At 62.5% G+C, this 26764-nt stretch carries 29 protein-coding genes; 17 read left to right on the top strand and 12 right to left on the bottom strand.

Going from position 1 to position 26764, the window contains the following annotated elements; all coding sequences use genetic code 11:
- Nucleotides 1–71 precede the first annotated feature (71 nt).
- The gene (locus tag KUW18_RS05845; RefSeq protein ID WP_045993904.1) at nucleotides 72–848 is read right to left on the bottom strand and encodes a ferredoxin--NADP reductase; all 777 of its coding nucleotides are present in this window, start codon (nucleotides 846–848) and stop codon (nucleotides 72–74) included.
- Between the two features lie 204 nt (nucleotides 849–1052).
- Between KUW18_RS05845 and KUW18_RS05840 the strand changes: the two genes are divergently transcribed.
- A complete protein-coding gene (locus KUW18_RS05840) occupies nucleotides 1053–1979 on the top strand; it encodes a LysR family transcriptional regulator (protein ID WP_206942223.1) in 927 nt (308 codons plus the stop codon).
- Nucleotides 1980–2032: 53 nt separating this feature from the next.
- On the opposite strand, the gene KUW18_RS05835 is transcribed toward KUW18_RS05840, so the two are convergent.
- Nucleotides 2033–2461 (bottom strand): host attachment protein, encoded by a 429-nt coding sequence (locus tag KUW18_RS05835; RefSeq protein ID WP_206942221.1) that lies wholly within the window; start codon nucleotides 2459–2461, stop codon nucleotides 2033–2035.
- Nucleotides 2462–2730: 269 nt separating this feature from the next.
- Here KUW18_RS05835 and KUW18_RS05830 point away from each other — a divergent pair, with 269 nt between their 5' ends.
- The gene (locus KUW18_RS05830) at nucleotides 2731–3231 is read left to right on the top strand and encodes a hypothetical protein (protein ID WP_206942219.1); all 501 of its coding nucleotides are present in this window, start codon (nucleotides 2731–2733) and stop codon (nucleotides 3229–3231) included.
- A 19-nt stretch (nucleotides 3232–3250) separates the two neighbouring features.
- Here the strand turns inward: KUW18_RS05830 and KUW18_RS05825 are convergent, their stop codons facing one another.
- Together KUW18_RS05825 and hemE are read right to left on the bottom strand one after the other, a co-directional pair.
- On the bottom strand, nucleotides 3251–3583 hold the full coding sequence (locus KUW18_RS05825; protein WP_224851913.1) for a VanZ family protein: 333 nt from the start codon (nucleotides 3581–3583) through the stop codon (nucleotides 3251–3253).
- Between the two features lie 52 nt (nucleotides 3584–3635).
- Nucleotides 3636–4712: a uroporphyrinogen decarboxylase gene (gene hemE / locus KUW18_RS05820; RefSeq protein WP_206942215.1), complete on the bottom strand. Its 1077-nt coding sequence runs from the start codon at nucleotides 4710–4712 to the stop codon at nucleotides 3636–3638.
- Between the two features lie 178 nt (nucleotides 4713–4890).
- On the opposite strand from hemE, the gene ribA reads away from it, so the two are divergent.
- The 6 genes from ribA (at nucleotide 4891) to KUW18_RS05790 (ending at nucleotide 7901) form a co-directional block, all read left to right on the top strand.
- On the top strand, nucleotides 4891–5526 hold the full coding sequence (ribA, locus tag KUW18_RS05815; protein WP_206942213.1) for a GTP cyclohydrolase II: 636 nt from the start codon (nucleotides 4891–4893) through the stop codon (nucleotides 5524–5526).
- Between the two features lie 86 nt (nucleotides 5527–5612).
- Nucleotides 5613–5891: a hypothetical protein gene (locus tag KUW18_RS05810; protein WP_222162202.1), complete on the top strand. Its 279-nt coding sequence runs from the start codon at nucleotides 5613–5615 to the stop codon at nucleotides 5889–5891.
- Between the two features lie 188 nt (nucleotides 5892–6079).
- Nucleotides 6080–6280, top strand: a complete 201-nt coding sequence (locus KUW18_RS05805) for a hypothetical protein (protein ID WP_222560988.1) — start codon at nucleotides 6080–6082, stop codon at nucleotides 6278–6280.
- Between the two features lie 347 nt (nucleotides 6281–6627).
- Nucleotides 6628–6921, top strand: a complete 294-nt coding sequence (locus KUW18_RS05800) for a hypothetical protein (RefSeq protein WP_206942208.1) — start codon at nucleotides 6628–6630, stop codon at nucleotides 6919–6921.
- Between the two features lie 271 nt (nucleotides 6922–7192).
- Nucleotides 7193–7486, top strand: coding sequence for a hypothetical protein (locus tag KUW18_RS05795; RefSeq protein WP_222560987.1), 294 nt, complete (start codon nucleotides 7193–7195; stop codon nucleotides 7484–7486).
- Nucleotides 7487–7607: 121 nt separating this feature from the next.
- The gene (locus KUW18_RS05790; RefSeq protein WP_222484323.1) at nucleotides 7608–7901 is read left to right on the top strand and encodes a hypothetical protein; all 294 of its coding nucleotides are present in this window, start codon (nucleotides 7608–7610) and stop codon (nucleotides 7899–7901) included.
- A gap of 207 nt (nucleotides 7902–8108) precedes the next feature.
- Here the strand turns inward: KUW18_RS05790 and KUW18_RS05785 are convergent, their stop codons facing one another.
- Both KUW18_RS05785 and KUW18_RS05780 read right to left on the bottom strand, forming a co-directional pair.
- Nucleotides 8109–9668, bottom strand: coding sequence for a Na+/H+ antiporter NhaC family protein (locus KUW18_RS05785; RefSeq protein WP_206942202.1), 1560 nt, complete (start codon nucleotides 9666–9668; stop codon nucleotides 8109–8111).
- 163 nt (nucleotides 9669–9831) lie between these two features.
- On the bottom strand, nucleotides 9832–10848 hold the full coding sequence (locus tag KUW18_RS05780) for an aldo/keto reductase (RefSeq protein WP_222237959.1): 1017 nt from the start codon (nucleotides 10846–10848) through the stop codon (nucleotides 9832–9834).
- Nucleotides 10849–11063: 215 nt separating this feature from the next.
- Between KUW18_RS05780 and KUW18_RS05775 the strand changes: the two genes are divergently transcribed.
- On the top strand, nucleotides 11064–11984 hold the full coding sequence (locus KUW18_RS05775; protein WP_222560986.1) for a LysR family transcriptional regulator: 921 nt from the start codon (nucleotides 11064–11066) through the stop codon (nucleotides 11982–11984).
- Nucleotides 11985–12064: 80 nt separating this feature from the next.
- Here the strand turns inward: KUW18_RS05775 and djlA are convergent, their stop codons facing one another.
- From djlA to KUW18_RS05755, 4 genes are all read right to left on the bottom strand, one after another.
- Nucleotides 12065–12844 carry a co-chaperone DjlA gene (djlA, locus tag KUW18_RS05770; RefSeq protein ID WP_206942196.1) on the bottom strand — a complete coding sequence of 260 codons (780 nt, stop codon included), beginning with the start codon at nucleotides 12842–12844 and terminating at the stop codon, nucleotides 12065–12067.
- Between the two features lie 476 nt (nucleotides 12845–13320).
- Nucleotides 13321–15222 (bottom strand): 1-deoxy-D-xylulose-5-phosphate synthase, encoded by a 1902-nt coding sequence (dxs, locus tag KUW18_RS05765; RefSeq protein ID WP_222560985.1) that lies wholly within the window; start codon nucleotides 15220–15222, stop codon nucleotides 13321–13323.
- Nucleotides 15223–15238: 16 nt separating this feature from the next.
- On the bottom strand, nucleotides 15239–16108 hold the full coding sequence (gene ispA, locus KUW18_RS05760) for a (2E,6E)-farnesyl diphosphate synthase (protein WP_222162508.1): 870 nt from the start codon (nucleotides 16106–16108) through the stop codon (nucleotides 15239–15241).
- A gap of 4 nt (nucleotides 16109–16112) precedes the next feature.
- On the bottom strand, nucleotides 16113–16391 hold the full coding sequence (locus KUW18_RS05755; RefSeq protein WP_206942185.1) for an exodeoxyribonuclease VII small subunit: 279 nt from the start codon (nucleotides 16389–16391) through the stop codon (nucleotides 16113–16115).
- Nucleotides 16392–16728: 337 nt separating this feature from the next.
- Between KUW18_RS05755 and serA the strand changes: the two genes are divergently transcribed.
- The 4 genes from serA to KUW18_RS05735 all read left to right on the top strand — a co-directional run bounded on the left by serA (nucleotide 16729) and on the right by KUW18_RS05735 (nucleotide 22258).
- Nucleotides 16729–17979, top strand: a complete 1251-nt coding sequence (gene serA, locus KUW18_RS05750; protein ID WP_206942183.1) for a phosphoglycerate dehydrogenase — start codon at nucleotides 16729–16731, stop codon at nucleotides 17977–17979.
- 149 nt (nucleotides 17980–18128) lie between these two features.
- Nucleotides 18129–19031 (top strand): DMT family transporter, encoded by a 903-nt coding sequence (locus KUW18_RS05745; protein WP_206942182.1) that lies wholly within the window; start codon nucleotides 18129–18131, stop codon nucleotides 19029–19031.
- Nucleotides 19032–19353: 322 nt separating this feature from the next.
- Nucleotides 19354–20709 carry an 8-oxoguanine deaminase gene (locus KUW18_RS05740; RefSeq protein WP_222560984.1) on the top strand — a complete coding sequence of 452 codons (1356 nt, stop codon included), beginning with the start codon at nucleotides 19354–19356 and terminating at the stop codon, nucleotides 20707–20709.
- Nucleotides 20710–20908: 199 nt separating this feature from the next.
- Nucleotides 20909–22258: a uracil-xanthine permease family protein gene (locus KUW18_RS05735; RefSeq protein WP_222560983.1), complete on the top strand. Its 1350-nt coding sequence runs from the start codon at nucleotides 20909–20911 to the stop codon at nucleotides 22256–22258.
- A gap of 116 nt (nucleotides 22259–22374) precedes the next feature.
- Here KUW18_RS05735 and KUW18_RS05730 read toward each other — a convergent pair whose 3' ends face one another.
- Nucleotides 22375–22935, bottom strand: a complete 561-nt coding sequence (locus KUW18_RS05730; RefSeq protein WP_222484318.1) for a GNAT family N-acetyltransferase — start codon at nucleotides 22933–22935, stop codon at nucleotides 22375–22377.
- 231 nt (nucleotides 22936–23166) lie between these two features.
- On the opposite strand from KUW18_RS05730, the gene KUW18_RS05725 reads away from it, so the two are divergent.
- From KUW18_RS05725 to KUW18_RS05710, 4 genes are all read left to right on the top strand, one after another.
- Nucleotides 23167–23976 (top strand): enoyl-CoA hydratase, encoded by an 810-nt coding sequence (locus KUW18_RS05725; RefSeq protein WP_222162213.1) that lies wholly within the window; start codon nucleotides 23167–23169, stop codon nucleotides 23974–23976.
- 154 nt (nucleotides 23977–24130) lie between these two features.
- Nucleotides 24131–24967 carry an IclR family transcriptional regulator gene (locus tag KUW18_RS05720; RefSeq protein WP_222162214.1) on the top strand — a complete coding sequence of 279 codons (837 nt, stop codon included), beginning with the start codon at nucleotides 24131–24133 and terminating at the stop codon, nucleotides 24965–24967.
- 43 nt (nucleotides 24968–25010) lie between these two features.
- On the top strand, nucleotides 25011–25385 hold the full coding sequence (locus tag KUW18_RS05715; protein WP_222237949.1) for a Rieske (2Fe-2S) protein: 375 nt from the start codon (nucleotides 25011–25013) through the stop codon (nucleotides 25383–25385).
- A 92-nt stretch (nucleotides 25386–25477) separates the two neighbouring features.
- Nucleotides 25478–25978 carry a nucleotidyltransferase family protein gene (locus KUW18_RS05710; protein WP_222238054.1) on the top strand — a complete coding sequence of 167 codons (501 nt, stop codon included), beginning with the start codon at nucleotides 25478–25480 and terminating at the stop codon, nucleotides 25976–25978.
- A 122-nt stretch (nucleotides 25979–26100) separates the two neighbouring features.
- Here KUW18_RS05710 and KUW18_RS05705 read toward each other — a convergent pair whose 3' ends face one another.
- Entirely contained in the window at nucleotides 26101–26607 is a 507-nt protein-coding gene (locus KUW18_RS05705; RefSeq protein WP_206942173.1) for a MarR family winged helix-turn-helix transcriptional regulator, read from the bottom strand.
- Nucleotides 26608–26764: the final 157 nt, after the last annotated feature.

Genomic DNA, 26764 nt, shown 5'->3' with positions numbered 1-26764 from the left:
CCAGCTCCAACGACGACGCCGATGGCAAGTGGCCATCGGCGTCGTCGTTTACGGCGTCCTGTCGAGGTGCCTTACTTCTCCACGAAGGCACGCTCGATGACGTAGTCGCCAGGCTCGCCCATGCGCGGGGAAATATTGAAGCCGAGCTCGTCGAGCAATGCGCTGGTGTCATCCAGCATGGCCGGGCTGCCGCAGATCATGGCCCGGTCCTGCTTGGGATCGATGGGCGGCAGGCCCTTGTCGTCGGTCAGCTTGCCAGTGCGGATGTGATCGGTCAGGCGGCCCATGGTGTGGAAGTCTTCACGGGTCACGGTGGGGTAGTAGACCAGCTTCTCGCTGATCTCCTCGCCCAGGTACTCGTGAGCCGGCAGCTCCTTGGTGATGAAGTCGGCGTAAGCCAGCTCATTCACGTGACGCACACCGTGCACCAGCACCACCTTCTCGAAGCGCTCGTACACTTCGGGGTCCTGAATCAGGCTCAAGAACGGCGCCAGGCCGGTGCCGGTGGAGAGCATGTAAAGGTTACGCCCAGGCAGCAGATCGTCGCATACCAGGGTACCGGTAGGCTTGCGGCTGACCATGATCTGGTCGCCCACCTGCAGGTGCTGCAGACGTGACGTCAGCGGACCATCCGGCACCTTGATGCTGAAGAACTCAAGGTGGTCTTCATAATTGGGACTTGCCACGGAGTAGGCACGCATCAGTGGCTTGCCATTGACCTCGAGCCCGATCATCACGAACTGGCCGTTCTTGAAGCGCAGGCTGCGCTCACGAGTGGTGCGGAAGGTGAACAGGGAGTCGTTCCAATGGTGAACGCTCAGCACCTCTTCCAGGGCAAACTTGCTCATGCCAACTCCTTAAAAGCGTGGGCTTATACGTTTAAAGAATAAGCCTTGATATTAAATCTTGCGGATAATTCTAAGACCGGCCATATTATCTGTTAAATGAATTGTATGGATATGTCTTATCTGTTTCTTTGATATAGACAGTCTTCATCGGGAATTTTCGCTATCCGCGGCGGGTGCCTGATCCCCCCTCAAGGAGCCTCAACCATGCGCTACACCCTTCGCCAGCTGGAGGTCTTCGTGGCCGTCGCCCAGCACGAAAGCGTGTCTCAGGCAGCCCGCGCCCTGTCCCTGTCCCAATCCGCGGCAAGTACCGCCTTGGCAGAGCTTGAGCGACAATTCGACTGCCAATTGCTGGATCGCATCGGCAAACGGTTAAAGCTCAATGCCCTGGGCTTCCAACTGCTGCCCAAGGCGGTGGCCTTGCTCGACCGCGCCGAAGAAGTGGAAGAACTGCTCCGGGGACAGCAGGGCATCGGCACTCTGGATGTGGGCGCCACCCTGACCATCGGCAACTATCTGGCGACCCTGCTGATCAGCGACTTCATGCAGCGACATCCCGGCAGTCGCGTCCGCCTGCAGGTACGTAATACCCGATCCATCATTGATGCGGTGCGCCACCACCAGCTCGACCTCGGCCTGATCGAAGGGCAATGTGAAGAAGATGACGTTATCACCCAGCCCTGGGTCGAGGATGATCTGGTGGTGTTCTGCTCACCCCGCCACCCCCTCGCCAACACGGGGCCAGTGGAACTGGACCGTCTGCTGAGAGAGCCCTGGATCATGCGAGAGGAAGGGTCAGGGACGCGCCTGACTCTGGAGCAGGCGGCACGTCATCGTCGTGGACGCTTTACCATCCTGCTGGAGCTGGAACATACCGAGGGGATCAAACGTGCGGTGGAGTCGGGCCTGGGGATCGGTTGCGTCTCACGACTGGCGCTACGCGACGCCTTTCGGCGTGGCAGCCTGACCCCGTTGCCCACACCGGAGCTGGATCTCAGTCGTCAGTTCACCTTTATCTGGCACCGGCACAAGTACCTCACGGCCGGCATGCGGGAATTCCTTAGACAGTGCCGCCACATGACAGAGGGCATCCAGCGCAGCGACCAGATCGATCTGCCCCAGATACCGTGACGGCGCCCCACGTCGCGCCGTGCCTGTTGAACGGCCGCGACGTGGGGCCTATTTCAGCGCAGATCATCCACCGCATCGCTGATACGCGCACTGTCTGCCTTGGTCAGGTCCTTGGACAGCGTGTGTATGACCAACTTGGCAGTCGGAGCATCGAGCTTATCGCGCAGATGACCAAGGAAGCGGGGGGGCGCTACCATGATCAGCTTCTCCATGCTGTTATCCACTCGGGCCTTGTACAACCGATCGGCCACTTCTCGTGCGAACAGTACTTCGTGGTGATGCGTTGCGACGTCCTCGCTACCCGCTTGGCGAGATGACGTTGCACTGGACTCATGAACATCGCCGCCCTTGTCGGTCACTAGATCCCCCTCATGCAGCCGGCCTTCGGCATGCACAAGACTCTCCAGCTCTTCAAACCGGCGCCCTTCACGGGTGAAAATCCGCGCCCGTGACGCATCGGCTACCACGATATAGGTCGTCATGATCAGTCCTCGCCTCCCTGAGCTCTGTCACTCCGGCACAATGACCGGTACAGAATCACCATGGCAACGGACCTCAGATGCGTCAACTGATGGTTTTCGGCGACACCTGCGTCGCCCATCTCGGACACTGACCACAAGGACACTATTTGGGGTAGGATGCAGCGACTTGGCCCGCCGGCGAGCCAAGTGAGCACACACTCTCCCCCGCCGAGCAAAGATTCATATCTGTGGATAGTCCAAAACGGGCTACCTGCTGGAGGACCCAGACCATGCGCCAGTTCCTGCTACCCCGCGCCCCCCTGGCCCGGCGCACCCTGCTTTGTTGCCACCTTCTGGCCCAACTCGGTGTTCTTGCTGCCGGCCTGTGGTGGCTGATACCACGCTCTCCATGGGTCACCATGTCGAGCTGGAGTGACAGCTGGCCACCTCTGGCCGTGGGCGCGGGGGTCACCCTGCTGACCATGCTGGCTTTGCGTCTGCTGGCGGAGCTGTGGTTACTGCCCCACCACCTGAGTGCCCAGCGCCCCGGCTTTGCGCCAGGCGCCGTAGTGACGCGCTCCTATGACCGGCGTCCGGCGGTACATGATGGCGACAAGGCCTGGACATCGCAGGCACGCTCCATCGAGGACGACGACGCCGTCGTCGGCAGCGCGCGGGTGACCCGCGAGGCCGAGCCCCTCGCCCAACGCAAGCAACGCGAGCCGGGGCTGGATTTCCATCGTGCCCAGCAGGAAGAGCCCGCCGGACGACGCCAGGAGCCAAGCCTCTAGCGCGCCGCCAAAGCGGCTGTCAGCGTCCTCGCCATAACCGTCGCCGCCATAGCCGTCGGCACTGACAGACGAGCAGTACGCCAAGCAGCGCACCTAGCGTGTTGGCCAGCATATCCCAAGGGTCTCCCCCCAGGCGGCCAGGCACCGGGATCTGCGCAAGCTCGATCAGCACCCCGTAGCCGACGGCCAGCCCCACCGATAGCCACGCCCTGTCACAGGCCAGCGCCACCAACGCCGCCAATCCGGCATACGCCAGCAGGTGGTTGGCCTTGTCCCATGGCAGGTCTTCGGGCAACTCGCTGGCCGGCATCAAACTGCCCCAGGCGATGACCGCCGCTAGCAACAACGCCATCCCCCACCACCCGCCTGAATGACGCGGGCGCTGGCGGGTGGCGCCACTAGCGTCAGCCTGTCGCGATGTTGGCATGGTAGGCCGGGCTCAATTCATGCAGCGCGTCCATGAAGGCAGTCACGTTGCTCGGGTCGGTAAACTGGTTGATCCCGTGGCCCAGGTTGAAGATGTGACCAGGCCCTTCGCCGTAGCTATCGAGAATACGGCCGACTTCGGCACGAATCGCCTGGGGAGTGCCAAACAACACGTTCGGGTCCATGTTGCCCTGCAAGGCCACCTTCCGGCCGACCCTGCCGCGCGCATTGGAAAGCTCTGTGGTCCAATCCAATCCCAGCGCATCCGCCCCGGTGTCCGCCAGGTCCTCGAGCCACTGCCCGCCATTCTTGGTAAACAGGATCACCGGCACCCGGCGGCCGTCATGCTCTCGCTCCAGTCCCGCCACGATCTGCTCCATGTACTTGAGCGAGAACTCGCGATAGGCCGGCGTCGACAGCGTCCCTCCCCAGGTATCGAAGATCTGTACCGCCTGTGCACCGGCTCGAATCTGCGCATTGAGGTAGTCCGTCACGGCATCCGCCAGCGTATCCAGCAATTGATGCATGACGTCGGGGGTGGCGTAGAGCATGCTTTTGACGTGACGGAAGTCCTTGCTGGAGGCTCCCTCGACCATGTAGGTCGCCAGCGTCCAGGGACTCCCGGAGAACCCGATCAGCGGCACCCGACCATTGAGCTCACGCCGAATGGTGGAGACCGCGCGCATCACATAGTCGAGATCTCGCTCGGCATCCGGCGCCTGCAGTGCAGCCACGTCAGCGGCGGTCCTCACCGGCTTGCGGAACTTCGGACCTTCTCCAGTCTCGAAGTACAGCCCAAGGCCCATGGCGTCGGGGATCGTCAGGATGTCCGAAAACAGGATGGCGGCATCCAAAGGAAAGCGTTCCAACGGCTGCAGCGTCACCTCACAGGCACGATCGGTATCGCGGCACAGGTCCATGAAGCTCCCGGCCTCGCCACGCACCCGCTTGTACTCGGGCAGGTAGCGCCCCGCCTGGCGCATCATCCATACCGGTGTCCGGTCCACTGGCTGCCGTGCCAGAGCGCGCAAAAATCGATCGTTCTTCAGTTCCATGCAGGCATCATCCAACAGGAGATTTGCCCGCATTGTACCGCAATGACTGGCTGACGAGAGGCCCCTGCGACCGTGTGTCGTGGCTTACCCGAGTGCTTCCCGTGAGCCCAGCGCGAGTTCCTGATAGACTAAACGCCCCCTTGACGGCCCGACCGTTGTCTTGACTTCGAGGTACCTCGTGACGATCCGCTTCATCGCCGCCTCCCGCCTACCCACTCCCTGGGCGACGTTCACCATGCATGGCTTCGAAGACGAAGCCACCGGCAAGGATCATATCGCCCTGACATTAGGCGATATCGACGATGGCGCCCCGGTGCTTGGTCGCGTGCATTCTGAATGCTTGACGGGGGACGCCTTGTTCTCGATGCGCTGCGACTGTGGCTATCAGCTGCAAGAGGCGCTCAAGCGTATCGCTCAAGAGGGGCGCGGGGTGATCCTCTACCTGCGCCAGGAAGGTCGCGGCATTGGTCTGCTCAACAAGATCCGCGCTTATCATCTGCAGGATCAGGGCGCCGACACGGTGGAGGCCAATGAGCGGCTGGGATTCGCCGCCGACTTGCGACGCTATGACCTGTGCGTCCCCATGCTCGACCACCTTGGCGTGCAAGGCCTCAAGCTGATGACCAACAATCCCAGAAAGGTCGATGCCCTGACCCAGGCCGGGGTGCAGGTGGTGGAGCGCGTAGCCCTGACCACCGGGTTGAATCCCCACAATGAGCACTACCTGTCGACCAAGGCTGGCAAGCTTGGACACATGATGGCCCTTGGTGATTTCACTCAAGCAGACGACGTGGACATCGAAAGAAAGTCCTGAGGTTGTAAGGAACCTGAAGGCGGCCCCGACAGAGGATCAAACGTCAACAATGGCGTTCCATGGATTCCTACTGATGAGGTGTCACCATGAAATTCAAGTTCCTGCTGCCCCTTGCTGCCATCGCCGCTCTTCCCCTGACCGCCCAGGCTGATGCTCGCGCCACCGATCTCGCCAGGGCGCTCAACAGCGAACCCCTGTCCATGCGCGACGCGATGGCCAAGCCAGGGGACGACATCATCAATGCGCATATCGCCAGTGACAGCACTGAGGCCTTGAGCAAGGCTCGCCTCCGCCTGCAGTCCCGTCATGTCGACATGACCAACTTCATGCTGAACCTTGATTTAAGCCGAGCCGCCACAAAGTAAGGCTTTATTTTCAACACCCTAAAGACATACGACCGTTTTAATAGAAACCGTCAATCAGCATCATTGAAGACCTTGGCTGGCACACAGCACCGCTGCCCAGCATACTCACTTCAGCGTTCGGCGGGGCCAGCAAGCGCTCACACTGTGAGCTACCTTCAGGCTCCGCTGTAACGGCAAGGAGAGACATCATGAAACGCGCTCTACGACTCGTTACCGTCACCGCTGTTCTCGCCGTCGTCCTGCCCGCTACGGCCATGGCAGCGCCACCCAAGTACGCGCTGGCGCAGCTGGACACAGTTGACGGAGATAGCACACAGCATCAGCTACGCACCCGTATGCCGGCAATGATCGAGGCACAGCAGCCTAGCCAGGTGCAACGCTATAGCTGAGAGCCCTGATCTTTCTCCGTAAGAGCGGGTCAGCAAAAACGAGCCCGGAGAAGCGAGTCCTGAAAATCGCGCCATGGAACGAAGCGGAGTTAGACCAAGGTTGAAAAGGTATTTGACAGTTAGTTAGTCTGTTAATATTATGTCGCCAAGCAATAGCCACCCCCATCAGCGACCGACAGGTTCGACGTTACGCCTGAAAAAGGCGGTGGATGGCTAAGCACTCGTGACAGCCAAGACACGGTAGGCCCAGATGGGCCAAAAAATGCCGGAAAAATTAAAACGACCGTTTTATTTTAAACAGGTCGACCAATGAGAAGGGGGCCAAGCGGCCCGCAAGGAGAGACATCATGAAAGCCAAGATTACCGCCACAGCCCTGCTGATCGCTGCTGCCCTGCCACTGACGGCAAACGCTGATCCTGCCACCGACCGCGCGCAACACATCAACGCCGAGCCGCTGGCACAGGTATCAGGCGCCGCTGTCGATGCAGCACACCAGGTCGGCAACACCCATATTGCCGACAACGGCAGCAATGCCATGGCCAATGCCCGCCTCGAGCTACTGCGTGAGCAAGACAAGCGCACCGACTTCGCCATGAGCGAGCATGACCTGGATCTGGCTCGTCAGGCCACTACCGGTTAACGTTTTCGGCGGAAATTAAAACGACCGTTTAATTAAGGCCAGATCACCGTGTCATCGAGTCGACGACATCGATGGCGACGACACACGATCACCGGTGAGATGGCCTCTTGATCCATGGTTGCGCCGATCGTTTCGGCGTGAACAACAAGCGAAAGCCGCGACTCGCTGACCATAGACATGGGATGCGTCACGGCAGCAACACCACTCACGACATCACTGACACAGCTTGACCGATAGAAGCTCCCTGGAGAGCTTCCACAGGAGAGAGACCATGAAAGCCAAGATTGCCGCTACCGCCCTACTGATCGCCGCCGCTCTGCCGCTGACTGCCCAGGCCGATAATGCCAGTGAGCGTGCCCAGGCGCTTAACGCTGAGCCGCTGTCCCAGCTCACTGCTGACGCCGTGAGCATCGCCAATCAGGTGGGCAACACCCATATCGCCGACAACGGCAGTGACGCCATGGCTCACGCCCGTCTTGAGCTGCTGCGCGAGCAAGCCAAGCGCACCGATTTCGCCATGAGCGAGCACGACCTGGACCTGGCTCGTCAGGCCACTACCGGGTAACGTTTTCGGCCGAAATTAAAACGACCGTTTTATTCAAGCCAAGATATGTCACAGCCTCGGTGCCCACGGCATCGAACTGACCGACAGACGATCTGTCGAGAGCTTCCACAGGAGAGAGACCATGAAAGCCAAGATTGCCGCTACCGCCCTGCTGATCGCTGCCGCCCTGCCGCTGACCGCCCAGGCAGACCGGGCCAGCGAGCGTGCCCTGGCCGTTAACGCCGAGCCGCTGTCCACGATTGATGCTGGCGCACTTGAAACAGCACACCGTGTTGGCAATGCGCATATCGCTGACGACGCCAGCAACGCCATGGCCAATGCCCGGCTGGAACTGCTGCGCAACCAGGCACGCCATACTGACTTCGCCATGAGCGAAGACGATCTGGACCTGGCTCGCCAAGCCACCACTGGCTGATCAGGAGATGTTGCCGAGCGAAGCTAACCGCTCGATACCTGACCCTCCTGCTCCGCTAAGCGCAAAGGCCCCGCCCACCTGGATGTTGCCAGGCAGACGGGGCCTTTTGCTGTACTGCTCTCGGCCATCGCCTGGCTGCAGGGCGCCAGCAGCGATGTTCGATATGTCTTCAGCGCCACGCTGCCAGCGTAGACCTGAGCCAGCACGTTACTCGCGGTACGTCACTTCATCCCTCACCCCGTCACTGCGGGGCTGCCACAAAAGCTTCAACAGCAGCGCCAAGGACAGCATCACGGCAATGCCACTGACAGCGCCCATCCACACCGTGCCACTGATTCCTGCCACAAAGAACGCCACTAGCCCGGCGATGCCGGCGGTCATGGCGTAGGGCAGCTGGGTCCGCACATGGTCGATGTGGTCGCAGCTTGATCCCGCCGACGAGAGAATGGTGGTATCGGAAATGGGCGAGCAGTGGTCACCAAAGATGCCTCCACTCAGCACCGACGCGATCGCCAACGCCATCGGCAGATCCATGGCCGCGGCTACCGGCATGGCAATCGGGATCATGATGGCAAAGGTCCCGTAGGACGTGCCGGTGGTGAAGGCCACCACGGCGCCAATCAAGAACAGCAACACCGGCACCAGGCTGGGCGGAATACTGGCCTCGGTCAGACTCACCAGATAGTCAGCCGTGCCCAGCTCCGAGGTGACGCTGCCGATGGACCAGGCCAACGCCAGAATGATGTACACCAGCGTCATGCTCTTGATGCCTTCCACGACAATATCCATCGCCTCGCGGAAGTCGAACAGGCGCTGGCTCATGCCCATAGTCAAGCCGACCATCACCGCCACCAGGGTCGCGATCAGAATCGACTGACCGCCGTCGGCGCTGCCGACCGCTGTCACCAGGTCGTTGTTCGGGAAGTCACCGGTCCACAGAAACAGCGGTGGAATCATGGCCAGCAGAACACCGATAGGCACCAGCATGTTGCGCTTGCGGGCAGTATCCTGTGGCGCCTTGAGCTCCATCGCATCGGTATCAGAGGGCGGCTTGGCGGTGTCTTCCATCAGCTTTCCGGTCTCACGGGCACGGCGTTCCGCCCGCGCCATGGGGCCAAAGTCCCATTGGGTGATGACAATGAAGAAGATCATGCCCAGCGCCAGCCAAGCGTAGAAGTTCAGCGGAATCGATGACAGATAGATCAGGTATTCCGAGCCACTCAGCTCCATCTCGCCAAGCTGGGTGCCAATCAGGCCCATGACAAACACCACCCAGGTGGATACGGGGCCCAGTAGGCACATCGGCGCCGAGGTCGAATCGACGATATACGCCAGCTTTTCACGGGAGACCTGCATGCGATCGGTGATGGGACGCATCACGCTGCCCACTGTCAACGCATTGAAGTAGTCTTCAAAGAAGATCAGCATGCCAAGCCCCAGGGTGCTGCCTTGTGCGCCTCGCGCACTGGCCACCTTGCGGGAAATGGCGCGGGCAATGGCATGGGCCCCGCCGGTACGCTGCAGGACACTGATCAGCACGCCGAACAGGCCACAATAGATCAGTACGGTGGCATTCCACTCGTCACCGATACTCGGCACGATGAAGTCAGAAAAGCTGTTATAGAGGCCGGCTGCGGGATTGTAACCAGCCAGCATGGTGGCCCCGAGCCAGACACCGCAGAACAGTGCGGGTATGACATTGCGTGTCGCCAGCGCCAGCAGAATCGCCAGCAGCGGCGGCAGCAGGGATAAGAGTCCGAAGGACATCGGGAGTCTCCTGGGTTCTTGTCGGTCTTGGCCCGAGGGGGCAACACCATGGGAGGTGGCGTCGCGCGGGCAGCGGGGCATCCTAGGCGCTAACGGCACAAACGGCAACCGCGCTGTCCCATCCCCGCAACCCATCCTCTTTAGGTGCAAGTCGACACGCCGTTCAACCAGGCTGACGAGTCTCCACCTCGACCCCTTTCATGCCCTCCTCAGTGTAGCGCTCCCCTGCCACGGCCTCCCGGTGAAACCAGTCGTTGAGACTCGCCAGATCGGCGTCACTCAAGGACAGCGACAGCGCTCCTAGATTCTCGTCCAGGCGGTTCAGCTTGCGGGTGCCAGGAATGGGGATGATGGCGTCGTCCTGAGCCAGTAGCCAGGCGAGTGCCACCTGGGCGGGGGTGGCACCTCGCTGCTGTGCCAACCCTTCCAGCCGATCCAGCAGGGCGATGTTACGGGCCAGGTTCGGCGCCGAGAAACGCGGTGCGTGGCGACGAAAATCGGTCTCGCTGATGTCAGCACGACGTCGAATCTGGCCGCTGAGGAAACCGCGACCCAGCGGTGAGTACGCCACCAGTGACACCCCCAACCGCTGGCACGTAGGGAGCACGCTGTCCTCCACTCCGCGACTCCAGAGTGAGTACTCACTCTGGACTGCAGCAATGGGATGCACCGCCACAGCTCGCTCCAGGGTGGCAGGTGACACCTCACACAGCCCTAGCGCACGAACCTTGCCCTGGGTGACTAGTTCGGACATGGCGCCGACGGTCTCTTCGATCGGCACCTCGGGATCGAGACGGTGGGCGTAGTAGAGGTCAATCGTGTCAATCCCAAGGCGTGCGAGAGAAGCCTCACAGGCAGCGCGAACATACTCTGGGCGCGTGTTGATCGACCGGGCGTAGTCGCCAGGCCTGCGCACGATGCCAAACTTGGTGGCAATCACAGCGCTGTCTCGCCTACCGTGCAGTGCCTTGCCCAAAAGTTGCTCGTTATGGCCCTGGCCGTAGGTGTCGGCACTGTCGAACAGGCTCACGCCTCGCTCCAGGGCCTCGTGAATCAGCCGGGTGGCATCACGGTCATCACTGGCACCATAGAATTCGGACATGCCCATGCACCCTAGCCCCAAGGGCAGAACGTGCAGGTGGTCACCCAGTGAACGTGGGGAATGTGAGGGAGAGGTCATCGCAGGCTCCTTAACCTAAGGCGGATCACTTCAGACGCGTTGTCTGACCTGCTGCATGATCCTGGCCGTGGGCCCGCGGGAGAATTGCTGATAGATTGATACTTGCAGCGTATCAATCCCTGGCGTCCACAAGACGCCTCCCGGTCATCCACGATGGGTCGACCGCCGGGGGCAGTGGCGTCCTTGCTTCTCTTCACTATCCTGACGAGCGCCCCATGCCGCCCAGCAGACAATGGTTCAAGCGTTGCGACCGGCTCATCAGCTTTCTCGCCGTTGCCGATACTGGGCACTTTCGCCAGGCCGCGGATAGGCTGCATCTCACTCAGCCTCCGCTGACGCGCCACATCCAGGCGCTGGAACAGGAGCTGGGCGTCACGCTGTTCACCCGCACCACTCGTCAGGTGCGCCTGACCCCGGCAGGAGAGCGCCTTGCTCGCCGGCTGCGCCCCTGCTTTGAGGAAATAGAAGCCGCCTGGCACGAAGCCAGCGCACCTACCGACCAGCCCTGCCCCATTGCCATCGGCATGACGCCCGCAGTGGATGATGGCCTGCTGCCCTCCCGCGCATGGCTCGAGGCGCAGCTGGACCAGAGCGTGGACATCGAGCGCCAACCGTCCAGCAGGCTGCTGTCACGCTTGCTGAAGGATGACGCGAGGCCGCTATCGTTGGCCCTTGTCGGTCTGCCCATCACCCTCCCTGAGCCGTTGAAGTGCCACATCGTCGCCGACGACCCGCTATGGGTGTTGATGTCCGACGCCCTTGCCGAGCGGCTTGAAGAGGACCGGGACGTGGATCTTTGCAGGCTGAGCGACCGCCCCCTGTTCTGGTTTTCCCGCAGGGACAATCCGGACTACTTCGACCACTGCGAGCGCCTGTTTCGCATTCACGGCTACCAGCCCCAGCGACTGCGTGAGCCCGACGACCATCACCAATTGCTGGCGCTGGTCGCGGCAGATGAGGGCATCGCCCTGGCGCCCCAGAGCTTTCTGGTGACTCACCGGCAGGGCGTGACCTCGCGACCATTGTCGCCTCGCTGGAGCGACCTGCGCACTCGCCTCGCCCTCGCCTGGAACCGACATGACGACACGTCCTGCCGACTGGCACAGCGCCTTGTGGCGGCCCTACAGAGCAACTGAAGCGTAAGCAGAGCAACTGAAGCGTAAGCAGAGCGACTGAGGCGTAAGCAGCACGGCTCAGCCGCGTCGTCCAAGTACGGTCAGGCCTGGCCCCGGGCCTGCCGGATGCGCTGATAGGCATTGCCGATCTCGACGGTGCGGGCCTCGGCGACCTCGCGCATGCTGTCCGGCAGTCCCCGGCTGGCCAGCTTGTCAGGATGGTTTTCGCTCATCAGCTTGCGATAGGCGCGCTTGATTTCGGCATCGCTGGCCTCCGGGCTGATACCCAGCACCTTGTACGCGTCCTCCAGCGGGCTCTGGCTTTCCTGAGTGGCGCCTGCCCCATGGGAGGCTCCACCGCGCAGCATGGCCTCGATCTGGGCTATTTCCGCCTCACTGCAGCCAAGGCCGCGGGCCACCCGCATCAGCATGTTGTGCTCGGCTGGGTGCAGCACGCCGTCTGCTGCAATGGCCGACAACTGCACCTGCAAAAAGATCTGTCGCAGCGCACCGCGACCACGGGTCAGGCGTGCCACTCTGGCGATCTCGGCATCCAGATCGAAGTCACTGGCCCGTCCGCGTTCGAATGCGGCACGAGCACTGGCCTTGGTGCTTTCGGGCAAGCGCAGGCGCACCAGCAGTTGCTCGAGCACCTGACGCTCTTCCCCGCTGACCTGACCGTCTGCCTGGCACACGGCGCCCATGACGGCGAAGGTGGAGTCCATGAACTGGCGTTGCATCTCGGCCAGACCCTTGCCGAGCATCACGCCGCCGCGCAGACGTCCGCCCAACCACCAGCCGATGCCGCCACCGATCAACATGCCCAGCGGGCCTCCGGTCAGCAGCCCAATTACCGCCCCGATAACAATGATGGTCAGCATAATTCCTCTCTGTCGGAGCCGTGTTTCAGTCCACGGCGTGCTGTCTGCTCAGGTGGCGCTGGCAGGTGCTTGAACGGTCATCGACTCGCCATCACGCCCACCCACCACCATGGGGGTACGCGAGGCAGGATACCACCGCCACCCGGACGCGGGCGAAGGCGTGCGCCGCCCACCTTTTCATCGAATGGTCATGGGCGTCACCGATACTGGCCGCCAGGTTAACGACGAATGCACTGCCCAGGACGTCTTGTGCGACTTTCCTTCACTCGACTCGCCATTGTTGGCGCTATTGTTTCGGCTTGCGCCAGCGTCAGCGTGGCGTCCCACGCCGTAGCGCCGACCCACTGCGCACTGACGCCATCGGTCTCGGTGTTGCCGGTCTCTGTTTTGCCGGTCTCTGTGCTACCGACCCATATGCGATCGGCCCCCATGTAGGGGGCCGATCGCGTCGTGCTCTGAAGGGACGGTAGGCTGACTCAGCCGAGGCGCTGCCGGATCGCCGCTTCAATTCCCTCAGCGTCCAGACCGCAGTCTCGCAGCAATTCAGTCGGCTTGCCGTGCTCGGCAAAGACATCCGGCAGGCCCAGGTTGAGCACCGACACAGAGATCCCTTCGGCCAGCAACAGCTCATTGATGCCGCTTCCGGCACCGCCCGCCACGACGTTCTCCTCCAGGGTCACTACCAGCTCGTGAGCGCGGGCCGCCTCGAGCACGGCGTCCCGGTCCAGCGGCTTCACACTGCGCATATTGATGTGGCTGGCATCGAGGCGCTCCGCCACTTCGGCAGCAGGACCATTCAAGCTGCCAAAGGCCATCAACACTACGCCCTGGCCCTGGCGACGCGGTTCGGCCACCCCGATCGGCAGCGGCTCAAGGTGATCGGGAATCGCCACTCCTGGCCCCGTACCGCGCGGATAGCGCACCGCCGCTGGACCCGGGTGGTGATAGGCCGCACTGAGCATGGCGCGGCATTCTGCCTCGTCAGCCGGGGCCAGCACCACCATGCCGGGCACACAGCGCAAGTAGGATAGATCCAGGGCACCGTGGTGGGTGGGACCATCCTCCCCGACCAGGCCTGCGCGGTCGATGGCAAAGGTCACGTCCAGGTCCTGCACGGCCACATCGTGAATCAATTGGTCGTAGCCACGCTGGAGGAAGGTGGAATAGATTGCGACCACGGGCTTCATGCCTTCGCAGGCCATGCCGGCAGCCAGGGTCACCGAGTGCTGCTCGGCAATGGCCACGTCGTAGTAACGATCCGCATACTCCTTCGAGAAGCGGATGAGGTCAGAGCCTTCGCGCATGGCCGGCGTGATGCCGATCAGGCGCTCGTCTGCCGCGGCCATGTCGCAGATCCAATCGCCAAAGACACTGCAGTACTTCTTCTTTGGCGGCGCGGGTGGCGTTGCCACCTCAGCTTCCCGAGCCTTGGCCGCATCGGGAGTCTCGAGCTTGGTAATGGCGTGATAGCCAATAGGATCGGACTCCGCCGGCAGGAAGCCACGGCCCTTGCGCGTCTTGACGTGCAGAAACTGCGGCCCCTCGAGATCACGCATGCTGGTCAGGGCGGCACTCAAGGCATCAAGGTCGTGACCATCGATCGGCCCGACATAATTGAACCCCATCTCCTCAAACAGCGTGGCCGGGCTGACCATGCCCTTCACATGTTCTTCCGTACGGCGTGCAAGCTCCAGAGCACCCGGCAGATGAGACAGCACCTTCTTGCCGTTCTCGCGCATGCTCAGGTACGGCTTGCTGACCAGAATGCGGGCCAGATAGCTGGCCACACCGCCGACATTCTCGGAAATCGACATTTCATTGTCGTTCAGCACCACCAGCAGATTGGCATCCACATGGCCGGCATGGGCCAACGCCTCGAAGGCCATGCCGGCGGTCAGGGCACCGTCACCGATCACCGCGCAGACGCGACGATCCTGGCCCTGGGTACGTGCCGCCAGCGCCATGCCCAGAGCCGCCGATATCGAGGTACTGGAATGGCCGACGCCAAAGGTGTCGTACTCCGATTCGGCACGCCGCGGGAAGGCCGCCAGGCCACCGTAGCGGCGTATGCCGGTCATCGCTTCGCGACGACCGGTCAGGATCTTGTGTGGATAAGCCTGATGACCCACATCCCACACCAGGCGGTCATGGGGCGTACGAAAGGCATGATGCAGGGCGACGGTCAGTTCGACCACGCCAAGGCCGGCACCAAAGTGGCCGCCGGAAACACCAACGCTGTAGAGCAGGTAGGCGCGCAGTTCATCCGCTACGCGCTTGAGCTGGTCTGCGGTCATCGCACGCAGCGCAGCCGGGGTATCCAGAGTATCGAGCAGCGGCGTTGCCGGCCGCTCGGTGGGAATCGTGTCGAACAGCTTCATGGTAGCCCTGTGGTCGTCAGTGATCGCGTTCGATCATGTAGCGGGCGAGCCCTGCCAGAGGCGCCGCCGACTCGCCCAAGGGGGCGATGGCCTCGAGCGCCTCATCGATCAGTGCCGTCGCCTTGGCCCGAGCTCCCTCAAGCCCGAGCAGGGCGGGATAGGTCGGCTTGTCACGGGCCGCATCGGCACCCGACGTCTTGCCCAGCGTATCGGTGTCACCCGTGACATCAAGCACATCGTCATGTACCTGAAAGGCCAGGCCGATAGCGGCGGCATAGACATCCAGGGCGGCCAGGCGCGCGTCGTCTGCGGGCACCGCGATCAAACCGCCAAGCCTGACGGCGGCGCGAATCAGCGCGCCGGTCTTGTGGCGATGCATGGTTTCAAGGCTGGACAGGTCCGGGCGTTCGCCCACTGCCGCCAGGTCCAGCGCCTGTCCGGCCACCATGCCATCACGCCCGGACGCTTGCGCCAGCGTGGCCACCAATGCCCCCAGGCGAGGAGACGTAGAGCTGGCGAGCAACTCGAAGGCCAGTGTCTGCAGGGCATCGCCGGCAAGAATCGCAGAAGCCTCATCGAACGCCTTGTGCACCGTGGGCTGACCGCGGCGTAGGTCGTCATCGTCCATGGCCGGCAGATCGTCATGCACCAGCGAGTAGGCATGCACCAGCTCAATGGCCGCAGCAGGAATGTCGAGATCGTCGTCGTTGGCGCCCAGCGCCCGACCGGCGGCATAGACCAGAATCGGGCGAAGCCGCTTGCCGCCGACAAGCAGACCATGGCGCATCGCCGCTTCGAGTCTCGGTTCGACAGTCTGGCGACCCACGAACAGCGTCTCCAGGCAACGATCGACTCGCGCCCTGTCGGCGGCCAGACGGGCCAGCATGGTATCAGCGTTCACCCGCGTCCTCCCCGATATCAAAGGGCGACAGCTGCATCCCCCCCTCGGCGTTCTCCGTCAGACTGCGAACCTTGAGCTCCGCATCGTCCAGGCGTTGCTGAGCATGGCGGGTTAAGGCCACGCCCTGCTCGAACGCCTTCAACGACTCCTCGAGCGACAGCTCCCCCGACTCCAGCCGTTCCACCAGGTGCTCCAGTTGCCCCATGGCCGCGGCAAAGTCCTGAGGCTCGGCATCTTGCTGTGATGGCTGGCGGTCCTGCGTTGCCATGCGCCCCTCCAGACAGTGGGCCAGGGACTGACCCGAAATGGCTTGGTCACGGCCATCGCCGACCGTGCGGGACACCGTGACGCCATCGCCAGGCACCCGGTCACCCTAAAGGGCGACAGTATACACGCTCTGCCCCTGGGGTCGTCTGCCCCGCGTTCCTTGCGCCTTGGTCGAAGACGTCACCGCGTTGGCCAGCGTACATGCACAAGACTCATGCTGCGGTGCAAGGATTTTCAACGTGGCAAAGGCTGCATGTGGTAGGCTATCGACCCTGATTTAGCGCCTTCTCCGCCAACCAGCCGCTGGCTGCCGCCACTTCCAAGAGGTTGATTCGACCATGGCCAAAACGTCCCTGGACAAAAGCAAGATCAAGATCCTGCTGCTCGAGGGCGTCCACCAGAGTGCAGTGGACAATTTTCTCAATGCCGGATACACCAACATCGAGCATCTGCCGACCTCGCTGGACGAGGCCACGCTGATCGAGAAGATCCGGGACGTGCACTTCATCGGTATCCGCTCCCGCACTCAGCTCAATGAGCGGGTGTTCGCGGCAGCCGAAAAGCTGGTCGCGGTTGGCTGTTTCTGCATCGGCACCAACCAGGTCGACCTGGGTGCGGCATTGGTGCGCGGCATCCCGGTATTCAATGCGCCCTACTCCAATACTCGCTCGGTGGCGGAACTGGTGCTGGCCGAAGCGATCATGCTGCTGCGCGGTATTCCCGAAAAGAATGCGCGCGCCCACCAGGGCGGCTGGCTGAAAAGTGCCAAGAACAGCCACGAGGCCCGCGGCAAGACCCTGGGCATCGTGGGCTATGGCAGCATCGGGTCGCAGCTGTCGGTACTGGCAGAAGCGCTTGGCTTTGACGTCATCTACTACGACGTCATCACCAAGCTGGCGATGGGCAATTCTCGCCAGGTCGCCAGTATGGAGGAGCTGCTGGCCCGCTCCGATGTGGTCAGCCTGCACGTGCCGGACCTGCCGTCCACGCGCTGGATGATCGGCGAAGAGCAGATCAGCCTGATGAAGCCTGGCGCCATCCTGATCAATGCCGCCCGCGGCAGCGTGGTGGTGATCGAGGCGCTGGCCGAGGCCATCAAGGAAGGCCGCCTCAATGGCGCCGCCATCGATGTCTTCCCGGTCGAGCCGAAGGGTAACGACGACATCTTCGAAAGCCCGCTGCGGGGTCTGGAGAACGTCATTCTTACCCCGCACATCGGCGGCTCCACCCTGGAAGCCCAGGAAAACATCGGCGTCGAAGTATCTGAGAAGCTGGTGACCTTCTCCGACAATGGCACCAGCATTACCTCGGTCAACTTCCCCGAGGTGGCCCTGCCGGCCCATCCGGACAAGCACCGCCTGCTGCACATCCACGAGAACGTGCCTGGCGTGATGTCCGAGATCAACCGCGTGCTGTCCGAAAATGACATCAACATTTCCGGCCAGTACCTGCAGACCAATGAAAAGGTCGGCTACGTGGTCATCGATGTGGACAAGGCCTATGGCCCCCAGGCCCTGGAGGCGCTGCGCGAGGTCAATCACACCCTGCGTACCCGGGTTCTCTATTCCGAGACCAACTACGCCGACTAGGCCGCCGGACGCTGTTCCAGCTCGACGACGCCGCGCTCCTTCGGGAGGGCGGCGTCTTGCTGTCGTCCCGGGATGAGCGACAGACGACATTTCATGCCAACAAGACCTATCTTGATCTCTCCCCGCTGAGCGCTTCACAAGGATGCCTGATGCCGACCGGACTGGCCTACCTGATCGTGGTACTGGTGTGGGCCTCGACGCCCCTCGCCATCAAATGGAGCGCAGAAGCCGGCGCCCCCATCGGCAGCGTCATGCTGCGCATGGGGCTGGCGCTGGTGGCCGGCATCGTGCTGCTGCTGGTGTTGCGCAGAACACTGCGCACAGACCGCCGCGCGCTGGTCAGCTACGCCGCCGCCATTCCGGGTGTGTTTGGCGCCATGGCGCTGAGCTACTATGCCTCCCAGTTCTTGCCATCGGGCATGCTCTCGGTGATGTTCGGCATGGCCCCTCTGATCTCTGGCATCATCCTGCAAGCGCTGCCGGGCAGCACGCGGCTGAAGCGCTGGCACTGGATTGGCTGCGGCCTGGGAGTGACAGGCCTGGCGGTGGTCTTTCTCGACAGCCTCGCCCTCGGCAGTGGCCAGCAGCTGGTGGCCCTGGTCATGATGCTGTCCGCCGTCACGCTGTTCAGTGGCAGCGGCATAGCGGTCCAGCGCATCTCTGCGGGACTTCACCCTCTCGAGCAGACCGTCGGCGCCCTGGCGGGCTCTATGCCGTGCTTTCTGGTGCTGTGGCTAGCCAGTGGCGAGCCCCTGACCATCCCCCTGAGTGACCGCGGCCTGTGGGCAGTGCTCTATCTCGCCCTGTTTGGCTCCTTGATCGGTTTCCTCTGCTACTACCTCATTCTGTCGCGGCTGCACGCGGCCAGCGTTGCATTGGTCACGCTGATCACTCCGGTTCTGGCGCTATCTCTTGGCATGCTGTTCAACCAGGAGACCCCTTCAGCCTCCATGCTGGCCGGCGCCGCGCTGATTCTCGTCGCGCTTGGCGCCTATCTGTTCGGTGACCGCCTGAGCCGCCGTCGGGCGGCTCGGCATCACGGCGACACTTGACCCTTATGAGCGTCGGCTTGACAACTCATCAGGCCACGGCCATTTTGTACACAATAACTGACAGCGATTGCGTACCAGGACTGTGCACTCATATCGCACATCTGCTGTCATACACGGCCACCGTCGGTTCCATGGAGGTGCAGTCGGACACAGACCGCGCACACCTCCATCGGTAGCCATCCTTGAAGGCACCTGAACCAGGTATTCGGCCAGACGCCATGCGGTGACGGCTCCTGGCAGCGGTTCGTGTCATGAGCACTACCGCATGCCGAAAGCGCCTCACCCTGCCTGGGTAACCCTTCGCTTCGCGAAGGAGGAATGCATGCATTCACACACACCCACGACATGGATCCGGCAGCCGCTGGCCACCAGCGACCCCGCCGCTACAGCAGGCGTCGTGGTGCAGGGCTCGCGTATTGTCGAGAAGCTCGGCGCGGGCCAGGTGCCCAGCGTAGCCGTCGACGAGGTGTTCGATGCCTCCCGGCACGTGCTGCTGCCCGGACTGGTCAATACCCATCACCACTTCTACCAGACGCTGACACGGGCCTACTCGCCTGCGCTCAACAAGGAACTGTTTCCCTGGCTCACTACCCTGTACGACGTCTGGGCCCACCTGGATGAGGCTCAACTGGCGCTGGCCAGCGAACTCGCCATGGTGGAACTGTTGATGAGCGGTTGCACCACCGTGGCGGATCATCACTATGTGTTTTCCGGGGCCCTGGAACATGCCATCGACGTACAGGTCGAGACAGCTAATCGGCTGGGGGTGCGGGCAGCGCTGACGCGAGGCTCCATGAGTGTGGGTCGCGATCAGGGCGGCCTGCCACCTCAATCCGTCGTCCAGGACGAAGCCACCATTCTCGATGAGAGCACCCGCCTGATCGACGCCTATCACCAGCGCGGCGATGGCGCCATGATTACCGTGGCATTGGCACCTTGCTCCCCGTTTTCGGTCAGCCGCGAACTGATGATCGACAGCGCCCGCCTGGCCGAGGCCAAGGACGTTCGTCTGCATACCCACCTGGCCGAAACCGAAGACGAGACCCACTACTGCCAGAAACTGTTCGGCATGCGTCCGCTGGATTATCTGGAAGATACCGGCTGGCTCAGCGATCGCACCTGGCTGGCCCATGGCATTCACTTCAACGACGACGAGGTCAGCCGACTCGGCAAGGCGGGTACCGGTATCGCTCACTGCCCCTCTTCCAACATGGTCCTGGGCTCCGGCATGTGCCGAACGCTGGAGCTGGAGGCCGCCGGAAGCCCGGTAGGGCTTGCCGTGGATGGCTCGGCCTCGGCGGACCATTCCAATCTAGCCGAAGAGATGCGCCAGGCCATGCTGATCGGCAGGCTACGTTATTCCCCCAGCCAGGTGCGTCACCAGGACGTGATTCGCTGGGCCACAGAAGGCTCCGCCCGCTGCCTGGGCCGAACCGACATCGGCGGACTTGACGCTGGACAACAGGCGGACCTGGCGCTGTTTCGCCTGGACGAGCCTCGTTTCTCCGGCGCAGAAAACCCGCTTGCGGCGCTACTGCTGTGCGGCGCACATCGGGCCGATCGCGTCATGGTGGCCAGCCGCTGGCGAGTCGTCGACGGGCTGCCCGTCGACGTCGACCTGGGGTCCCTGCTGGCCCGTCATGGCGAGGCGGCGGCGCGGCTTCGACAAGCGGTCTAGCCAGCAGGACAACACGGCAAGAGCGATACCGACGCCACGGAGCCCTGCTGCGTGGCATCGTTCTTGCAACGCCATTGTTCATCACCGCTGCATCACGGCAGTCAGCCACCAGGACTGACACCTGATGCGGTGGACCGGACTCATCGCCCAGGCCAGGGGACGGCCTGGCACTACAACGACAACAGGAGAGGATCCCGCCATGCATACGCAAGAATCCACTGGCGATAACCGCGACCGGCCCACGGTTCGCTCCACCCACGACGTCAATGCCATGCCGCCACTGGGAAGGGCGATACCGCTTGGCTTGCAGCATGTGCTGGCGATGTTCGTCGGCAACGTGACCGTTCCCATCCTGATTGCCGGTGCTGCGGATCTGCCGGCGGATCAAACCACCTTCATGATCCAGGCGGCGATGTTTGTCGCCGGTGTCGCCACCTTGGTGCAGTCACTCGGTATCGGCCCCATTGGTGCTCGACTGCCTATCGTGATGGGCACCAGCTTCGGCTTCGTGCCGGTTCTGATTCCCATCGCTGTAGGCATGGGCCTGCCAGCAGCGCTCGGAGCTGCACTCTGCGGCGGTATCGCCATGGCCCTGGTAGGCCTGTTTCTCCCGGTCTTTCGCTTTCTGTTCCCGCCAGTGGTCACCGGCACCTTTGTGGTCATGCTGGGTACACTGCTGATGCCGGTGGGCTTTGCCTACTGGGGTGGCGGCTTCGGCGCGGCGGACTTTGGCGCCACCCATCACCTGCTGCTGGGCGCCCTGGTACTGATCGTCACCTTGGGCCTGCACCAGTATGGACGCGGCATCTGGTCCGAAACGGCACCGTTGATCGGCCTGGTCGTCGGTTACGTGGCGGCCACCAGCTTTGGCTTGATTGATTTTTCAGGCATCGGCAAGGCTGACTGGCTGTCCCTTCCTGTGCCCCTGGCCATCGGCATCGAGTTTCATCTGGCTGCCGTTCTTCCCGTGGTGCTGCTGGCCATCGTCACCTGCGCCGAATCCATCGGTGATATTGTCGGCACCACTGCCGGAGGCCTGGACCGGGAGCCGACGCCCAAGGAACTGTCCGGTGGTGTCATGGCGGACGGCATCTCCAGCGTGTTCGCCGCCATCTTCAACGCCTTTCCGCAGATCAGCTTCAGCCAGAATGTGGGCATGGTCGCCCTCACCGGCGTCGTCAGTCGCTACGTGGTCGCCATTGGCGGTGCCTTCCTGCTGCTGGCCGGGCTCATCCCCAAGCTGGGCGCGATTGTCTCCAGCATTCCCAACTCCGTGCTGGGTGGGGCCGTGTTGATCATGTTCGGCATGATTGCCAGCGCCGGCATCAAGATGCTGTCTCACATCGACTTCAACAAACGCAACATGGTCATCATCGGCGTATCGCTTTCCGCCGCGGTGGGTCTACCCGCCCAGGAGGGGCTTTACGCCAACCTGAACGAGAACCTTCAAGCCATCATTGAGTCGGGGCTGATTCCTGGTGCGCTGTTCGCCATCACCCTCAACCTGGTTCTACCGAAAAGCGACCGAGTGTTCCGTGACGACGTCTAAGCCTCAGCGCCATCACCGGCAGCGACCGAACTGAACCGGCCCTGCTCACGACATCCTTCTCCCGCGCAGAAACAGCACCCACGAGCCCCAACCAGGGCCCGTGGGTGCATCCAGACTCAGCAGCTTCTGACGTCACGGTAGCGATGCCGCCGGTAGACCTTGACGCGCTGGCCCTGCAGCGTCGTCATCCCTTCCCATTGGAAACCTGCATGCTGAGCCACTCGCGTCGATGGCACATTGGCAGGATCAATGACCGCCACCAATGACTCGCTGTCGGTGACCGTAAAGGCATGGGTGACGACAGCACGCGCCACTTCAGTAGCCAGGCCCCTTCCCCAATGACGCACCGCATAGCGATAGCCAATCGCCAGTTCCTGCTCGCCATCCAGGGTCTCGTGGTCGAAACCGCAAAACCCCATCAGGGCACGAGAGACCGGATGCACCACGGCCCAGTAACCAAACCCCTTTTGCCTGTACGTCTGACGACACGCCTCGATAAATGCCTGACTACGCGCAACGTCGCAGACCCCACCGAGGGAATAACGCATGACCCTGGGATCGGCCAACAGCCGGCTCAAGGCGGGCAGATCGTACGCTTCGAAGGGGCGCAGGCGGCTGCGCGGCGTGGCCAGCACGTCGCCGCTCATCGGTATCGGCGGTTGCTCGTCATTGTGCATGCGGGCTCCGTATCGTCAGGCATGCCAACGAATCTACGTCATCCTGGCAGCGCCTGACCATGGTCTAGCACGAGCCTCTGGGTCTGGCCTCCCTCACGATCTATCACCACCGGGCTCGATCACTCGCCCGATGATCGCGTTCCTTGGTCTAGCCCTTTGGTCGAAGCACGCCCCGACAACCGGTGCTCCCGCGCTAGTCTTGCCAGGTTCGCCCTCGTTGGAGCCACCACGATGTCCGCCTCACCCTCTGCGCTACCTGCCAACGACGACGCTGCCGTCGTCCGCCACGACGACCGCGGGATCGTGCACCTGACCCTCAATCGTCCCGCCAGCTTCAATGCACTGTCCCAGGACATGCTGACGGCGCTGGATGATGCCTTTACGACCATCTCCCCCAGCCCTGACCTGCGTGCCGTGGTGATCGCCGCAGAGGGCCGGGCGTTCTGCGCCGGCCACGACCTGAAGGAGATGCGCGCCCTGGAAGATGAAGACGCCTACCGCCAGCTGTTCGCCCAATGCTCGCGGGTGATGCAGCGCCTGCAGGACTGCCCGGTCCCCGTCATCGCCCGGGTTCAAGGCCTGGCCACTGCCGCGGGTTGCCAGCTGGTCGCGAGTTGCGACATGGCGGTCGCCTCCAGCAGCGCGCGCTTCGCCGTATCTGGCATCAACGTGGGTCTATTCTGCTCGACACCCGCCGTTGCCCTGACCCGCAACATCGGCCCCAAGCAGGCGGCTGAAATGCTGTTTACCGGTGACTTCATTGATGCCGAGCAGGCGTTGGCGTGGGGATTGATCAACCGTGTCGCCGAGCCCGACGCGCTCGATGACTGCCTTGAGGCACTGCTGGATAACCTGCGCGCCAAGAGCCAGGTGGCGCTGTTTACCGGCAAGTCGATGCTGGCCCGCCAACGGGCACTCCCCTTGGGCCAGGCCTACGCCTATGCGGGGGAGGTCATGGCGGCCAACATGATGGCCGAGGATGTGGCAGAGGGCATCGACGCTTTTGTCGCCAAGCGCCGCCCACGGTGGACACATCGATAAAGGGCGCTCGACTCACGACGTTCTCCTTTCATCCTTCACTTTTCACCCAAGGACTGGTTATGGAAGCGTTTTCCGTAAACGCGACAAGACGCTGCACCTGCAGGTATGCTAGCCCTTCAGCAACAGGTTCATGGCTAGCCCCAGGAGAAGACAGGTGACGGAGAACAAGCGCAGAGCAGCCGGGCGACCGGCCACCGGCAAGACCAGCGGAGGCCATAGCCAGTCGCTGGTGCGGGGACTCAATCTGCTGGAGCTGCTGGCCATGCGCCCCGGCGGGCTGGCCCTGTCCGATATTGCCGAGCAGGCCGACCTGGCCCCCTCTACGACGCACAGGTTACTGCAGGCACTGCTGAGCCAGGGCTTCGTGACACAGGACGAAACCCTTGGCGTGTGGCGCATCGACGTCAAGACCTTCCGCATCGGCAACAGCTTTCTCGAGGCTCGCGACTTTGTTGCCACCAGCCGCCCTTACCTGCGCAGGCTAACCAGAGACACCGGCGAAACGGCCAACCTGGGCGTACGCGATGGAACAACCGCGGTATTTCTGGCCCAGAGCGAATCCCCCCAGATGATGCGCATGATCACCCGCCTGGGCTCTCGTGCACCGCTGCATGCCTCAGGCGTGGGCAAGGCACTGATGGCCTGGCTGCCCGATGATGATCTAGAGCGGGTCCTGGCAGAACGTGGACTGGACCGCGTTACCGTCAATACTCTGTCGAGCCCTTCGGAGCTGCGCCGCGCCATGGCCGAGATTCGTCAGCGTGGATACGCCTGCGACCGCGAGGAACATGCCATCGGCCTGCACTGTGTGGCGGCCTGCATCCATGACGAACTCGGCACGCCTCTGGCCGCCATTTCGGTGTCGGGTCCGGTAGCACGCATCCCCGATGAGCGACTGGACGCGCTGGGCGAAAGGGTGCGCGATACCGCTGCCGAGATCACCGCACAACTAGGCGGGCGCGTTCCCGAGGCCGACGAGTTCAAGCCCTGATATCTCTACCGGCATCATTCCGTCATCCTCCACAGGAGCTGTCATGAGCGACGCCTGGCGTCAGTACAAGAGCGCTCCACCCGCCGGTACCGTGCTGCTGGAATGCTCCCGCCTGCCCCCTGGTGACAGTCAGTGCCTGTCCCTGGAAAGCGATAACGGTCGGTTTCCTCTGATCATCGCCCGTGATGCCGGCGGAGAGGTGCGCGCCTACGTCAACGCCTGCCCCCACCAGTACCTGCCCCTGAACGGGCGCAGCGACACGATAATGAGTCGGGACGGCGAACTGCTGATCTGCACCCATCACCAGGCCTGCTTTCGCCTCGACAGCGGTGAAGGCATCTCCGGCCCCGCCCAGGGCGAAGCGCTGGACCCGGTACCCGTGGTTGAGAAAGATGGCTGGTGGGTGATAGGTGAATGAAAACGCTATCCGCGCTTTCACACCGAAGAGCGACCCGCCACAGTGATCATGAAGCCACCCTAAGGACGTGGCTTCGCAGTGACGCATCAAGAATGCGAGCCCTCCGCCTGGCGGCGGAGCTGGACCTGGAAGATTGGTGCCTAGCCGCAGGCTTTGTGCGAAATCTGGTCTGGGATAAGCTTCATGACAAGCTGACGCCCTCCCCTCTCAACGACCTTGACCTCATCCACTACGCGCCCACCAGGACGTGTCAGAAGAGCGACGCGGCCATCCAGCACTTCCTTGAACAGCAATCCCCCTTGCCTTGGTCGGTCAAAAACCAGGCAAGAATGCACATTCGCAATCATGACGACCCCTATACGTCGACCGCGGATGCCATGAGCTATTGGGTGGAGCTGGAAACAGCGGTTGGCGTCAGGCTCTCACGCGATCAAGAGATCGAACTGATCGCCCCCTTCGGACTGGCGCCACTTTTCGCCGGCACAATTACACTCAACCCGAAAAGCGGCAAGGCCGACGCTTTTCGGCAGCGAGTCGAAGAAAAAGCCTGGCTTGCTCATTGGCCGAAGCTGAAGGTCCAGCAGCACCCGTGACGCTACATCGTCTCCCCGACCTCTCACCAAGTGAGGCTGATCATCACGGCGAGGGAGCGCCGTCGTAGGTCTCCCCCCTCAAGCACAGGTCAGCCACAGATCAGCCACAGATTAGGCAAAAATCATTCCCCAAGAGAGGAATCACACCCCTGCTCCAGCTGATCGAGCCGGTCCTCAAGCCGCCCGACCAGCCCCATCAGGTCGCGATATTCCTCAGCGCTGAGCGTGGCCACGACATCGGCTTCCCACTGTCTTGCCTCGGGAATCAGCGTGGACAACAGCGTCCTTCCAGCCGCCGTCAGGCGTAGGTGCTGCACCCGCTGGTCATGATCCGCGGGTTGGCGCAGGATGAACCCTCGCTCCTCCAGCGCCTGCACCGCGCGCGAGATACGCACCTTGTCCATGCCCGTGGCCTGGGCGATCTGCTTGGCCGACAGTTCATCCAGATGGGACAGCCACGCCAGCACCCTCCACTGGGCAATGGTCAGCTGGTAGCGCTCTGCGTACATCTGCGCCAGCGCCTGGCTGAGCCTGTCCGCCAGGCGATTCAGCCGATAGGGAAGAAACTGCTGCAGATCCAGCCTAGCAATATCGGTATTGGTAGCGGTATCGCGCTCACGCGAGCCCATGGCGTCTTCCCCGGAGGATACGTTCGGCCGCCGACGTGAACGCCAGCTTATGGATGAATACCGAACGATAGCCGGGATAGGCAGGGGCAGCAATGCGGTGACACCCCTGTAGTGACATCCCTGTAGTGACATCCGTGTGGTGATACGAACGTGACGC

Origin of the sequence: Halomonas sp. DP5Y7-2 (assembly GCF_019802025.1) — a bacterium.
Classification (GTDB): Bacteria; Pseudomonadota; Gammaproteobacteria; order Pseudomonadales; family Halomonadaceae; genus Halomonas; species Halomonas litopenaei_A.
The sequence above is the reverse complement of the archived record's forward strand: the minus strand, read 5'-3'. Positions and strand labels throughout refer to the sequence as shown.

Coding starts and splice junctions, on each gene's coding strand:
- KUW18_RS05775 (WP_222560986.1), top strand. CDS start 11,064: ATGCCGCCCAGCAGACAATGGTTCAAGCGTTGCGACCGGCTCATCAGC.
- KUW18_RS05785 (WP_206942202.1), bottom strand. CDS start 9,668: ATGTCCTTCGGACTCTTATCCCTGCTGCCGCCGCTGCTGGCGATTCTG.
- KUW18_RS05735 (WP_222560983.1), top strand. CDS start 20,909: ATGCATACGCAAGAATCCACTGGCGATAACCGCGACCGGCCCACGGTT.
- KUW18_RS05755 (WP_206942185.1), bottom strand. CDS start 16,391: ATGGCAACGCAGGACCGCCAGCCATCACAGCAAGATGCCGAGCCTCAG.
- serA (WP_206942183.1), top strand. CDS start 16,729: ATGGCCAAAACGTCCCTGGACAAAAGCAAGATCAAGATCCTGCTGCTC.
- KUW18_RS05825 (WP_224851913.1), bottom strand. CDS start 3,583: ATGGCGTTGTTGCTAGCGGCGGTCATCGCCTGGGGCAGTTTGATGCCG.
- KUW18_RS05835 (WP_206942221.1), bottom strand. CDS start 2,461: ATGACGACCTATATCGTGGTAGCCGATGCGTCACGGGCGCGGATTTTC.
- KUW18_RS05745 (WP_206942182.1), top strand. CDS start 18,129: ATGCCGACCGGACTGGCCTACCTGATCGTGGTACTGGTGTGGGCCTCG.
- KUW18_RS05705 (WP_206942173.1), bottom strand. CDS start 26,607: ATGGGCTCGCGTGAGCGCGATACCGCTACCAATACCGATATTGCTAGG.
- KUW18_RS05790 (WP_222484323.1), top strand. CDS start 7,608: ATGAAAGCCAAGATTGCCGCTACCGCCCTGCTGATCGCTGCCGCCCTG.
- KUW18_RS05730 (WP_222484318.1), bottom strand. CDS start 22,935: ATGCACAATGACGAGCAACCGCCGATACCGATGAGCGGCGACGTGCTG.
- KUW18_RS05810 (WP_222162202.1), top strand. CDS start 5,613: ATGAAATTCAAGTTCCTGCTGCCCCTTGCTGCCATCGCCGCTCTTCCC.
- KUW18_RS05740 (WP_222560984.1), top strand. CDS start 19,354: ATGCATTCACACACACCCACGACATGGATCCGGCAGCCGCTGGCCACC.
- KUW18_RS05800 (WP_206942208.1), top strand. CDS start 6,628: ATGAAAGCCAAGATTACCGCCACAGCCCTGCTGATCGCTGCTGCCCTG.
- hemE (WP_206942215.1), bottom strand. CDS start 4,712: ATGGAACTGAAGAACGATCGATTTTTGCGCGCTCTGGCACGGCAGCCA.
- KUW18_RS05805 (WP_222560988.1), top strand. CDS start 6,080: ATGAAACGCGCTCTACGACTCGTTACCGTCACCGCTGTTCTCGCCGTC.
- KUW18_RS05845 (WP_045993904.1), bottom strand. CDS start 848: ATGAGCAAGTTTGCCCTGGAAGAGGTGCTGAGCGTTCACCATTGGAAC.
- KUW18_RS05780 (WP_222237959.1), bottom strand. CDS start 10,848: ATGACCTCTCCCTCACATTCCCCACGTTCACTGGGTGACCACCTGCAC.
- KUW18_RS05830 (WP_206942219.1), top strand. CDS start 2,731: ATGCGCCAGTTCCTGCTACCCCGCGCCCCCCTGGCCCGGCGCACCCTG.
- KUW18_RS05725 (WP_222162213.1), top strand. CDS start 23,167: ATGTCCGCCTCACCCTCTGCGCTACCTGCCAACGACGACGCTGCCGTC.
- ispA (WP_222162508.1), bottom strand. CDS start 16,108: ATGCTGGCCCGTCTGGCCGCCGACAGGGCGCGAGTCGATCGTTGCCTG.
- KUW18_RS05795 (WP_222560987.1), top strand. CDS start 7,193: ATGAAAGCCAAGATTGCCGCTACCGCCCTACTGATCGCCGCCGCTCTG.
- KUW18_RS05840 (WP_206942223.1), top strand. CDS start 1,053: ATGCGCTACACCCTTCGCCAGCTGGAGGTCTTCGTGGCCGTCGCCCAG.
- KUW18_RS05715 (WP_222237949.1), top strand. CDS start 25,011: ATGAGCGACGCCTGGCGTCAGTACAAGAGCGCTCCACCCGCCGGTACC.
- KUW18_RS05710 (WP_222238054.1), top strand. CDS start 25,478: ATGCGAGCCCTCCGCCTGGCGGCGGAGCTGGACCTGGAAGATTGGTGC.
- djlA (WP_206942196.1), bottom strand. CDS start 12,844: ATGCTGACCATCATTGTTATCGGGGCGGTAATTGGGCTGCTGACCGGA.
- dxs (WP_222560985.1), bottom strand. CDS start 15,222: ATGAAGCTGTTCGACACGATTCCCACCGAGCGGCCGGCAACGCCGCTG.